Annotated in this window: 7 protein-coding genes; 6 read left to right on the top strand and 1 reads right to left on the bottom strand. The window is 58.2% G+C overall.

Annotated elements, in window-relative coordinates:
- The first annotated feature begins 62 nt into the window (after positions 1-62).
- From hrpB to fhuB, 6 genes are all read left to right on the top strand, one after another.
- A complete protein-coding gene (gene hrpB, locus L466_RS02820) occupies positions 63-2,492 on the top strand; it encodes an ATP-dependent helicase HrpB (RefSeq protein ID WP_032681642.1) in 2,430 nt (809 codons plus the stop codon).
- A 176-nt stretch (positions 2,493-2,668) separates the two neighbouring features.
- On the top strand, positions 2,669-5,194 hold the full coding sequence (mrcB, locus tag L466_RS02825) for a bifunctional glycosyl transferase/transpeptidase (protein WP_025205202.1): 2,526 nt from the start codon (positions 2,669-2,671) through the stop codon (positions 5,192-5,194).
- A gap of 229 nt (positions 5,195-5,423) precedes the next feature.
- A complete protein-coding gene (fhuA, locus tag L466_RS02830) occupies positions 5,424-7,643 on the top strand; it encodes a ferrichrome porin FhuA (protein ID WP_014168684.1) in 2,220 nt (739 codons plus the stop codon).
- A gap of 50 nt (positions 7,644-7,693) precedes the next feature.
- Entirely contained in the window at positions 7,694-8,491 is a 798-nt protein-coding gene (fhuC, locus tag L466_RS02835; RefSeq protein ID WP_020882606.1) for a Fe3+-hydroxamate ABC transporter ATP-binding protein FhuC, read from the top strand.
- Positions 8,491-9,381: a Fe(3+)-hydroxamate ABC transporter substrate-binding protein FhuD gene (gene fhuD / locus L466_RS02840; protein WP_032681640.1), complete on the top strand. Its 891-nt coding sequence runs from the start codon at positions 8,491-8,493 to the stop codon at positions 9,379-9,381. The genes fhuC and fhuD overlap by 1 nt, the downstream gene beginning before the upstream one ends.
- Positions 9,378-11,360 (top strand): Fe(3+)-hydroxamate ABC transporter permease FhuB, encoded by a 1,983-nt coding sequence (fhuB, locus tag L466_RS02845; RefSeq protein ID WP_032681637.1) that lies wholly within the window; start codon positions 9,378-9,380, stop codon positions 11,358-11,360. The genes fhuD and fhuB overlap by 4 nt, the downstream gene beginning before the upstream one ends.
- A 56-nt stretch (positions 11,361-11,416) precedes the next feature.
- Here fhuB and hemL read toward each other — a convergent pair whose 3' ends face one another.
- Positions 11,417-12,697: a glutamate-1-semialdehyde 2,1-aminomutase gene (gene hemL, locus L466_RS02850; protein WP_032681635.1), complete on the bottom strand. Its 1,281-nt coding sequence runs from the start codon at positions 12,695-12,697 to the stop codon at positions 11,417-11,419.
- Positions 12,698-12,733 lie beyond the last annotated feature (36 nt).

Below are 12,733 nucleotides of genomic sequence, written 5' to 3'. Positions count from 1 at the left end.
GGTAATGGTATGCGCCGATGCTACAATGTACGCCGACTAATGTTAACCCTCTGGAGTTGTTAGTGTCCTCATTGCCGGTCGCCGTCGTCCTTCCTGAGCTTCTTGCTGCCTTACACCATGCCCCGCAGGTTTTACTTAACGCCCCGACGGGCGCAGGTAAATCCACCTGGCTGCCGCTGCAGATCCTCAAAGAGGGCACTGTCCGCGGGAAAATTATCCTGCTGGAGCCGCGCAGGCTGGCCGCACGGAACGTGGCGCAGCGCCTGGCGGAACTGCTTGGTGAAAAGCCGGGCGAGACGGTGGGTTACCGTATGCGCGCCGAAACCTGTGTTGGCCCGTCCACGCGCCTTGAGGTGGTGACCGAAGGGATCCTGACCCGCATGCTGCAAAACGATCCGGAGTTAAACGGCGTCGGGCTGGTGATTCTGGATGAATTCCACGAGCGTAGCCTGCAGGCAGATCTGGCACTGGCGCTGTTACTTGATGTTCAGCAAGGGCTACGCGACGACCTCCGGTTGCTTATCATGTCCGCTACGCTGGATAACGAGCGACTGCAGCAGACGTTGCCCGACGCGCCGGTTATCGCCTCCGAAGGCAGAGCATTTCCCGTTGAGCGTCGCTATCAACCATTGCCTGCCCATCAGCGTTTTGACGACGCGGTAGCCATCGCAACCGCCGAATTGCTCCGCCAGGAATCGGGATCGCTACTGCTGTTTTTGCCAGGCGTAGGCGAGATCCAGCGCGTGCAGGACCAACTGGCTTCCCGGGTGGGAAGTGACGTGCTGCTTTGCCCGCTCTACGGCGCGCTGTCACTGGCGGATCAGCGTAAAGCAATCCTGCCCGCGCCCGCGGGGCAGCGTAAAGTGGTGCTGGCAACCAATATTGCCGAAACCAGTTTAACCATTGAAGGCATTCGCCTGGTGGTGGACAGTGCGCAGGAGAGGGTGGCGAGCTTTGACGCGCGCACCGGGCTGACTAAACTGCTGACGCAGCGCATAAGCCAGGCGTCGATGGTCCAGCGTGCAGGCCGTGCGGGACGTCTTGAGCCCGGTATCTGCCTGCATTTGACCAGCGCAGAGCAGGCTGAGCGCGCTGCACAGCAAAGCACGCCGGAAATTTTACACAGCGATCTGGCGGGGCTGGTGATGGATCTTTTGCAGTGGGGATGCCCGGATCCGGCACAGCTGACCTGGCTTAATCCTCCACCCGCCGCGAACCTTGCTGCTGCCCGGGCCTTACTGAACCGCCTGGGGGCGCTTGATGGTGAGCGATTGTCATCCCGCGGGCAAAAAATGGCCGCGCTGGGCAATGACCCTCGCCTGGCGGCGATGCTGGTGGCCGCGCAGGGGGAGGATGAAATTGCTACGGCGGCGAAACTGGCGGCTATTCTTGAGGAGCCACCACGCGGTGGCAGCAGCGATCTGGCGCAGGCCTTTTCCCGCAATCAGGGGAACTGGCAGCAGCGGGCACAGCAGCTTTGCCGGCGACTTAACGGCAAAGCCGGGTCGCCAGACAGCGCGGCTATCGCGCCTCTGTTAGCGCAGGCGTTTCCCGACAGGATCGCGCGTCGTCGCGGTCTGGACGGGCGATATCAACTGGCCAATGGCATGGGTGCGATGCTGGACAGCGATGACGCCATGACGCGTCACGAATGGCTGATTGCGCCGTTACTGTTACAGGGTAGCCACTCCCCGGACGCGCGTATTTTACAGGCTATCGCGGTGGATATTGATGCCCTGACGCGTGCCTGTCCGCAGTTGGTCCAGCAATCCGATACCGTGGAATGGGATGAGGCTCAGGGCACGCTGAAGGCGTTTCGTCGCAGCCAGACAGGTAAATTGATCCTCGGCACCACGCCGCTGGCAAAACCGTCGGAAGAGGTGCTGCATCTGGCCATGCTGAACGGCATCCGGGACAAAGGGTTAGGGGTGTTGAACTGGACGCCAGAGGCGGAACAGTACCGTATTCGTCTTCACTGTGCCGCGCGCTGGCTACCAGAGTATGACTGGCCCGCGGTCGATGATGAGACATTGCTGGCCTCGCTGGAACGCTGGCTGCTGCCGCAAATGCAGGGTGTACACTCGCTGCGTGCGCTAAAAGCGCTTGATGTTAAGGTCGCGTTACAGAATTTACTGGACTGGTCATTACGTCAACGTCTGGATAGTGAACTGCCAGGGCATTACACTGTGCCGACCGGAAGCCGGATTGCCATTCGTTATCACGAGGATAATCCTCCGGCGCTGGCGGTACGTATGCAGGAAATGTTTGGAGAGGCCACCACGCCTTCTGTGGCGCAAGGGCGCGTCTCTCTGGTGCTGGAGCTGTTGTCGCCAGCCCATCGCCCGTTACAGATTACCCGCGACCTGGGGGCATTCTGGGCGGGGAGCTACCGTGACGTGCAAAAAGAGATGAAGGGGCGGTATCCCAAACATGTCTGGCCGGACGATCCGGCAAATACGGCACCGACACGACGGACGAAGAAGTATTCGTGACGGGTGTGGCTGGGAACGTGCGGCTTGATGCCCTCACCCGCAGGGTGCGGGAGAAAATACTAAAGACGTTCCTGTCTGGAAGGTCTTGCTGTTTACTTTGAGAGATTTCTTCTTTCACAGGCCAGTGGAAGAAAAGAGAATCGGGCCCTTGCGCCTGAAAGTTGCGGAGAAAAAGCATGGCGGGGAATGACCGCGAGCCAATAGGACGTAAGGGAAAACCAACGCGTCCGGCGAAAGAAAAGGTAAGCCGTCGTCGCCTCAGAGATGAGGACTATGACGATGACTATGAAGACGATTATGAGGATGAAGAACCGATGCCGCGTAAAGGGAAAGGCAAAGGGCGTAAGCCTCGGGGCAAGCGCGGCTGGTTCTGGCTGCTGCTGAAGCTGTTCATTGTATTTGTTGTGCTGATGGCGATTTACGGCGTCTATCTGGATCAGAAGATCCGTAGCCGTATCGACGGAAAAGTCTGGCAACTGCCTGCGGCGGTGTATGGCCGCATGGTGAACCTTGAGCCAGATATGTCCATCAGCAAGAACGAGATGGTGAAACTGCTGGAAGCCACCCAGTATCGTCAGGTGTCGAAAATGACGCGTCCTGGCGAATTTACCGTGCAGGCGAAAAGCATTGAGATGATCCGCCGTCCGTTTGATTTCCCGGACAGCAAAGAGGGCCAGGTGCGTGCGCGTCTGACCTTTGACGGCGATCGTCTGGACACCATCGAGAACATGGATAACAACCGTCAGTTCGGTTTCTTCCGTCTCGATCCGCGTCTGATCACCATGCTCTCGTCGGCGAACGGCGAACAACGTCTGTTCGTTGCCCGTAACGGCTTCCCGGACCTGCTGGTTGATACCCTGCTGGCAACCGAAGACCGTCACTTCTATGAGCATGATGGCATCAGCCTTTACTCAATTGGCCGTGCGGTGCTGGCTAACCTGACCGCCGGACGGACAGTGCAGGGGGCGAGTACGCTGACCCAACAGCTGGTGAAGAACTTGTTCCTCTCCAGTGAACGCTCTTACTGGCGTAAAGCCAACGAAGCGTACATGGCCGTACTGATGGATGCGCGTTACAGCAAGGATCGTATCCTTGAGCTGTACATGAACGAGGTGTACCTCGGTCAGAGCGGGGATAACGAAATCCGCGGCTTCCCGCTGGCAAGTCTGTACTACTTTGGTCGTCCGGTGGAAGAGCTGAGCCTTGACCAGCAGGCGCTGCTGGTGGGCATGGTGAAAGGGGCGTCCATTTATAACCCGTGGCGTAACCCGAAACTGGCGCTGGAACGTCGTAACCTGGTGCTGCGTCTGCTGCAACAGCAGCAGGTGATTGACCAGGAGCTGTACGACATGCTGAGCGCACGACCACTCGGCGTTCAGCCGCGCGGTGGCGTGATCTCGCCTCAGCCTGCGTTTATGCAGCTGGTGCGTCAGGAGCTGCAAAGCAAGCTCGGTGATAAGGTGAAAGATCTCTCCGGCGTGAAGATCTTTACCACCTTCGATTCCGTGGCGCAGGAAGCCGCTGAAAAAGCTGCGGTGGAAGGTATCCCGGCGCTGAAGAAACAGCGTAAGCTGAGCGATCTTGAAACCGCGATGGTGGTGGTTGACCGTAACACCGGCGAAGTTCGCGCCATGGTGGGCGGCGCTGAGCCGCAGTTCGCAGGCTACAACCGTGCAATGCAGGCGCGACGTTCGATTGGTTCACTGGCAAAACCGGCAACCTATCTTACCGCCCTGAGTCAGCCTAACCAGTATCGCCTGAATACCTGGATTGCCGATGCGCCGATTTCCCTGCGCCAGCCTAACGGCCAGGTATGGTCTCCGCAGAACGACGATAAACAGTTCAGCGGCCAGGTCATGCTGGTGGATGCGTTGACCCGCTCGATGAACGTGCCAACGGTGAACCTGGGTATGGCGCTCGGTCTGCCGGCGATTGTCGACACCTGGCAGAAACTGGGTGTGCCGAAAGATCAGCTCCATCCTGTTCCGGCGATGATTCTGGGGGCGCTTAACCTGACGCCGATCGAAGTGGCTCAGGCCTTCCAGACCATTGCCAGCGGGGGTAACCGTGCACCGCTCTCTGCTCTGCGTTCGGTGATTGCCGAGGACGGCTCCGTGCTGTATCAGAGCTTCCCGCAAGCGGAACGTGCCGTGCCAGCGCAGGCAGCCTATATGACGTTGTGGACGATGCAGCAGGTTGTGCAGCGGGGGACCGGACGTCAACTGGGTGCTAAGTATCCGGGCCTGCATCTGGCAGGTAAAACCGGGACCACCAACAACAACGTGGATACCTGGTTCGCCGGTATCGATGGCCGTGAAGTGGTGATCACCTGGGTCGGCCGCGATAACAACCAGCCAACCAAACTGTACGGTGCGAGCGGGGCGATGTCGATTTACCAGCGCTATCTGGCGAATCAGTCTCCGGTACCGCTGAATCTGGTGGCGCCGGAAGATATTGTCGATATGGGCGTGGACGGTTCTGGTAACTTTGTCTGTGGCGGCGGTATGCGTACCTTGCCTGTCTGGACCACCAACCCGGATTCGCTGTGCCAGCAAAGCCAGCCAGAGCAACCGACGGGTAACCCGTTCGAGCAGTCTTCTCAGCCTCAGCAGCAGCCGCAACAACAGCCGCAGCAGCAGAATGAGAAAAAAGACAGCGACGGTGTCGCGGGCTGGATTAAAGATATGTTCGGCGGTAACTAACGCTTCACATCCCCCCGAAAGGGGGGATTTTTTTACCTGTACTTTCCATTTCCTTAACCCTCGTTTTCATTCTGATTAACCCTTCGTTTTCTCTTGTTTATTTCTTAAACCCTTAATTCTCGTAGGGCCGCTTACTGCTTGCTATGCAGCCAGCGTTTCGCATATTATTCTGCGGTCATAATAATAATTCTCGTTTACGTTATCATTCACTTTTCCATCAGAGATAAACATGGCGCTTTCCAATACTGCTCAGCCAATTCACACGTCGCTGCGAAAAATCGCGGTCGTCGTAGCCACAGCGGTTGCCGGCATGTCTACGTATGCACATGCGGCTGAAACCCAGAAAAAAGAAGAAACCATCACCGTCACCGCCGCGCCTGCCGCCCAGGAAAGTCCGTGGGGGCCTGCGCCAACGATCGCAGCAAAACGCACGGCAACGGCGACCAAAACCGATACCGCGATTGAAAAGACCCCGCAGTCTATTTCCGTGGTGACGCGTGATGAAATGGAACGCCGCCAGCCAGCGACCGTAAAAGAGGCGCTGGGCTATACGCCGAGCGTGTTTGCGACCCGCGGCAGCTCCACCACCTATGATGTGGTCTCAATTCGTGGTTTTACCGCGCCTTCGACGGTGAACACCAACCAGTATCTCGATGGCATGAAGCTGATGGGGAATAACTACTCCGAAGCTTCCATGGATCCGTACTTCCTTGAGCGCGTAGAAGTGATGCGCGGACCTACGTCTGTGCTCTACGGCAACAGCAATCCCGGCGGTATCGTCAGTATGGTGAGCAAACGCCCACTGACCGAGCCGCTGAAAGAAGTCCAGTTTAAAATGGGGACCAATAACCTGTGGCAAACGGGCTTCGATTTCAGTGATGCAATCGATGAAGATGGCGTGTGGTCGTACCGCCTGACCGGTCTTGGCAGTAGTCAGAACGCACAGCAGGAGATGTCAAAATCAACCCGCTATGCGATTGCGCCCTCCTTTAGCTGGCGTCCGGATGACAAAACCGATTTCACCTTCCTGAGCAATTTCCAGAACGATCCGGAAGCGGGCTACTACGGCTGGTTGCCACGGGAAGGGACCGTGGTGCCATACCGTGACGCAAACGGCAATGAGCATAAGATCCCAACCGATTTCAACGAAGGTGAAGCGGATAATAAGATGGCTCGTCGCCAGCAGTTGATTGGTTACAGCTTCTCGCATCAGTTTGATGACACGTTCACCGTGCGTCAGAATCTGCGTTACGCAAAAGTTCATACGCTCTACCGCTCTGTTTACGGCAATGGCTACGCTGAGCCTGGCAAAATTAACCGCGCTTATGTGCGTTCAGATGAAGATCTGAATATGTTCACCGTGGATACTCAGCTGCAGTCGACATTCGCGACGGGCGCCGTAGACCACACGTTGCTGACGGGCGTTGATTACTCGCGTATGCGTAATGATATCAATGCGCTGTACGGTTCCGCCGACCCTATTGATATCCAGAACCCGGATTACGGCAACGCGAACATCAACACCAACCTGCCATGGTCTAACTACTCCGTCGTTAACCGTAATGAACAGACCGGGCTCTATGCTCAGGATCAGGCGGAGTGGGATAAGTGGGTGTTGACGCTGGGCGGACGCTACGACTACGTGATGGCCTCAACGCTGACGCGCGGTACGGCCGATTCGCTGGCTGAAAACCACGACCAGGCTTTCACCTGGCGCGGGGGGATTAACTATCTCTTTGATAACGGTATCTCGCCTTACTTCAGCTACAGCGAGTCGTTTGAGCCGGTATCGGGCGCCGATCGTAACGGCACACCGTTCGACCCTTCCCGCGGTAAGCAGTATGAAACGGGTGTGAAATACGCGCCGAAAGACCTGCCGGTTGTGGTCACCGCGTCGCTGTTCCAGCTGACTAAGGATAAGAACCTGACGGCGGATCCGAACGATCCAACGAATACTCACAGTATCCAGACCGGTGAGATCCGTTCTCGTGGTTTCGAACTGGAAGCGAAGGCAGCGGTTAACGCCAATATTAACGTGACCGCGGCGTATAGCTTTATTGATGCTGAGTACACCCATGACAGCACCTTTGAAGGTAAACGTCCGGCGGAAGTGCCGCGTAATCAGGCGTCATTGTGGGCAGATTACACCTTCACCGACACGGCCTTAAGCGGCCTGACGATTGGTGCCGGTACCCGTTACATCGGTAACACGGTGAGCTACTACTCAAGCGGCGACAAAAAAGATCAGCCGTTTAACGTCGCGAGCTACACCCTTGCCGATGCGATGGTGAAATACGATCTGGCCCGTCTGGGTCTGCCGGGGTCATCTGTGGCGGTGAACGTGAATAACCTGTTCGATCGGGAATATGTCTCCAGCTGCTACAAGGATTATGCATGCTACTGGGGTGCTGAACGTCAGGTTGTCGCCACCGCGACCTTCCGCTTCTAATCTCTCTTCGGGCACGGTTCGCCGTGCCCTTTTTATTTAAGTTGGCCGATATGCAGGATAATCAAACGCAATCCGACACCACCTTCACGCTCAATAATCTCTCCTTTCGCGTGCCCGGACGCACCCTGCTGCATCCGCTCTCTTTGACCTTCCCGGCAGGTAAAGTGACAGGCCTGATTGGTCACAACGGCTCTGGTAAATCAACGCTGCTCAAAATGCTTGGCCGCCATCAGCCGCCGTCAGAAGGCGATATCCTGCTGGACGGTCAGCCGCTGGAGAGCTGGAGCAGTAAAGCCTTTGCCCGCAAAGTGGCGTATCTGCCGCAGCAGTTGCCGCAGGCGGAGGGGATGACCGTGCGTGAACTGGTGGCGATTGGGCGTTATCCGTGGCACGGCGCGCTTGGCCGTTTCGGCGTGGCCGACAGAGAGAAAGTGGAAGAGGCGATTGCGCTGGTGGGGCTAAAACCGCTGGCCCACCGTCTGGTAGACAGCCTGTCAGGAGGGGAGCGTCAGCGCGCGTGGATAGCAATGCTGGTGGCCCAGGACAGCCGCTGCCTGCTGCTCGACGAACCGACCTCTGCGCTGGACATTGCCCATCAGGTCGACGTGCTTGCGCTGGTGCATCGTTTAAGCCAGCAGCGCGGTCTGACGGTTATCGCGGTCCTGCATGATATCAACATGGCCGCGCGTTACTGCGATTACCTCGTTGCCCTGCGCGGCGGTGAGATGATCGCCCAGGGGACGCCGTCTGAACTGATGCGCAGTGAAACGCTGGAACACATTTACGGTATTCCAATGGGGATTTTGCCTCACCCTGCCGGGGCTGCACCGGTGAGCTTCGTGTACTGATGCTGGATTCTATGTTGATGAGTCGCCGTCGTCTGCTGACGGCACTGGCGCTTTCACCGCTGCTGTTAAAAATGAATACCGCGCGTGCGGCTGCGGTCGATCCACACCGCATTGTGGCGCTGGAATGGTTGCCGGTAGAGCTGATGATGGCGCTGGGCGTTACGCCCTATGGTGTGGCGGATATTCCCAACTACAGGCTATGGGTGAATGAGCCGAGGCTACCGGACTCGGTAATAGACATCGGCCTGCGCACCGAGCCAAACCTCGAACTGCTCACCCAGATGAAGCCGTCATTTCTGTTCTGGTCTGCAGGTTACGGCCCGTCAGAAGAGACAATGGCACGGATTGCGCCCGGCCGTGGTTTCTCCTTCAGCGACGGTAAAAATCCGCTGGCGATGGCGAAAAACTCCCTCCACGAGATGGCACAGTTCCTTAACCGTGAGGTTGAGGCCAAAAAACATCTCGACGATTTTGATGCCCTGATTAACGCCCTGAAGCCGCGTTTTGCTCAACGGGGCGATCGCCCGCTGCTGATGGTGACGCTGCTGGATGCCCGCCATATGCTGGTCTTTGGGAAAAACTGCCTGTTCCAGGACGTGCTCGACAGTTTTGGTATTCGTAATGCCTGGGAAGGGGAGATGACCTTCTGGGGCAGCACCGCCGTGGGGATTGACCGTCTTGCGGCATTTCGCGATGTGGATGTGTTGTGCTTTGACCACGGCAACGAGCGGGAGATGCAAACCCTGATGGCGACGCCGCTCTGGCAGGCAATGCCGTTTGTGCGTGAAAAACGGTTCCTGCGCGCACCTGCGGTATGGTTCTACGGTGCGACGCTTTCTGCCATGCACTTTGCCCGCGTGCTGGACAACGCGCTGGGAGGCCAGGCATGAGTACGCGTATTGCCCGTTTCCCGGCACTGTTACTTTGCCTCCTTTTCCTGTGCGCGCTGGCATTGACCTGGTTTAATCTGTCGACGGCCTTACCGCGCGACCAGTGGCGTGGGGCGCTGGTGGCGCTAGATATCGATAATATTCAGCAAATGCTGTTCCACTACAGTCTGTTGCCGCGCCTTTCGATTTCGCTGCTGGTCGGTGCGGGATTAGGGCTGGTGGGCGTTTTATTCCAGCAGGTACTGCGTAACCCTCTGGCCGAGCCGACGACGCTTGGCGTGGCGACCGGGGCACAGCTTGGGATCACGATTACCACACTCTGGGCGTTGCCTGGGGCATTGACCTCGCAGTTTGCTGCCCTCGCCGGTGCGTGTGTGGTGGGCGCGCTGGTATTCGGCGTCGCCTGGGGCAAACGTCTCTCCCCCGTTACGCTTATTCTTGCGGGGCTGGTGGTGAGCCTGTACTGCGGCGCGATTAATCAGCTGCTGGTGCTGTTCCATCACGATCAGCTGCAAAGCATGTTCCTCTGGAGCACCGGTACGCTCACCCAGACCGACTGGAGCGTCGTGCAGCGTCTGTGGCCGCAGCTCGTCGGTGGCGTCGTGTTGACGCTGCTGCTCTTGCGCCCGCTGACGTTGATGGGTCTTGACGATGGCGTGGCGCGTAATCTGGGGCTGGCCCTGTCGCTGGCCCGTCTGGGGGCGCTGACGCTGGCGATTGTGCTCAGTGCCCTGCTGGTTAATGCGGTAGGCATCATCGGGTTTATCGGACTGTTTGCGCCGCTGCTGGCAAAAATGCTCGGTGCGCGCCGCCTGCTGGCGCGCCTGATGTTAGCCCCGCTGATTGGCGCGTTGATCCTCTGGCTTTCCGATCAAATCATTCTCTGGCTGGCACGCGTCTGGATGGAAGTGTCTACCGGTTCGATGACGGCGCTTATCGGTGCACCGCTGCTGCTGTGGCTGCTGCCGCGTCTGCGCAGTATCAGCGCGCCAGCGATGGATGCTGGCGATAAGGTCTATGCTGAGCGCCAGTCAGTGCTGGGGTTCAGCCTTGCCGGGCTGGCAGTGCTGATTGTTATCTCATTTGCCGCGCTCGCTTTCGGACGCGATGCGGTGGGCTGGCACTGGGCGTCTGGGGATCTGCTTAACGAACTCATGCAGTGGCGCTGGCCGCGCATTCTCTCGGCGTTAATCGCCGGGGTCATGCTGGCGGTGGCGGGCTGTATTATCCAGCGTCTGACCGGTAATCCGATGGCCAGCCCGGAGGTTCTGGGTATCAGTTCTGGTGCCGCCTTTGGCGTGGTCCTGATGCTGTTCCTGGTGCCGGGAAATGCCTTCGGCTGGTTGATGCCTGCCGGGAGCGTTGGCGCGGCGGTGACGCTGCTGATCATCCTCATTGCCTCCGGGCGTGGCGGGTTTTCCCCTCACCGAATGCTGCTTGCCGGGATGGCGCTCAGCACGGCATTTACTATGCTGCTGATGATGCTGCAGGCGAGTGGCGATCCGCGTATGGCCAAGATCCTGACCTGGATCTCCGGTTCAACGTACAGCGCCACCGCCAGCCAGGTCGTGCATTCCGGGATTGCAATGATCGTATTGCTGGCGATGGTGCCGCTGTGTCGTCGCTGGATGACCATTCTGCCGCTGGGCGGCGAGACCGCGCGTGCGGTGGGGATGGCCCTGGCGCCGTCCCGTATCGGGTTACTGCTGCTGGCCGCATGCCTCACGGCAACGGCCACCATGACCATCGGCCCGCTGAGCTTTGTCGGCTTAATGGCGCCGCACATTGCCAGAATGATGGGCTTTCGTCGCACGATGCCGCACATTGTGATGTCGGCGCTGACGGGGGGCGTAATACTGGTGGTGGCTGACTGGCTGGGGCGGATGGTGCTGTTCCCGTACCAGATACCTGCCGGGTTGCTGTCGACGTTTATCGGGGCGCCGTACTTTATCTATTTGTTGAGAAAGCAAAGCAGGTAGAAGGGCGGTGGGGTATTGCCCTCTCCCGGTGGAGAGGGCAGCAGTTCGTTTCTGTCTTACAACTTCGCAAAGACCCGGCGCGCAGCATCGATAGTCTTATTGATATCGTCTTCGCTGTGCGCGACGGACATAAAGCCTGCTTCAAACGCGGATGGTGCCAGGTAGACGCCTTCTTCCAGCATCAGATGGAAGAAGCGCTTGAAGCGTTCAACGTCACACTTCACCACATCCTGATAGCAGGTCACGGTTTTCGCATCGGTGAAGAAAATCCCGAACATCCCACCAACGTGGTTTACCACCAGAGGAATACCGGTTTCTTGCGCGGCCTCCAGCAGGCCGTTGGCAAGTTGAGTTGTCAGGTCGGTCAGGGTTTCGTGAATACCCGGCTGCGCGACTTCAGTCAGACAGGCGAAACCTGCGGCCATCGCAATGGGGTTGCCGGAAAGGGTACCCGCCTGGTAGACCGGGCCAGTCGGCGCCAGCGCTTCCATCACCTCTTTACGTCCCCCGAATGCACCGACAGGCATGCCGCCGCCGATGATTTTGCCAAGGCACGTCAGGTCCGGCTCTACGTCGTAGTAAGACTGTGCCCCCGCCAGCGCGACTCGGAAGCCGGTCATCACTTCGTCGATGATCAGCAGAGCGCCAAACTCATCGCACAGGGCGCGCAGACCCGGCAGGAACTCCGGCTGCGGTGGAATGCAGTTCATGTTGCCTGCGACAGGTTCAACGATGATGCAGGCAATCTCCTGCGGATACTGCTCGAAGGCTGCCCGAACAGTGTTCAGATCGTTATAGGTGCAGGTCAGGGTATGCTTCGCAAAGTCAGCCGGTACGCCCGGTGAGTTCGGCTGACCGAGGGTCAGCGCGCCGGAGCCGGCTTTTACCAGCAGGCAGTCCGCATGACCGTGGTAGCAGCCTTCAAATTTGATGATCTTGTCACGGCCGGTAAAGCCACGTGCCAGGCGGATCGCGCTCATGGTGGCCTCGGTACCGGAGTTCACCATACGCACCATGTCCATAGTCGGGACCAGTTCGGTGACCAGTTCCGCCATTTTCACTTCCATCTCGGTTGGCGCGCCGAAGCTCAGGCCGCGCTGGGCGGCTTCGATCACCGCATTGCGGATAGCAGGATGGTTGTGACCCAGCACCATCGGACCCCAGGAGCCGACATAATCGATATAGGCTTTGCCATCGACATCATACAGATACGCGCCGTCAGCACGTTCGATAAACAGCGGCGTACCGCCTACGCCGGTAAAGGCGCGAACAGGCGAATTCACGCCACCTGGGATAAGCTCGCGGGCTGCACTGTAGAGGTTTTCAGACTTGCTCATGGCGTCGTTCCTGGTTCGTATAAAATGATTAAGCAC

It is taken from the genome of Enterobacter sp. BIDMC 30 (genome assembly GCF_000534355.1).
Taxonomy (GTDB): domain Bacteria; phylum Pseudomonadota; class Gammaproteobacteria; order Enterobacterales; family Enterobacteriaceae; genus Enterobacter; species Enterobacter ludwigii.
Note: the sequence above shows the minus strand (reverse complement) of the source record. Positions and strands in the feature narration are given on the sequence as shown.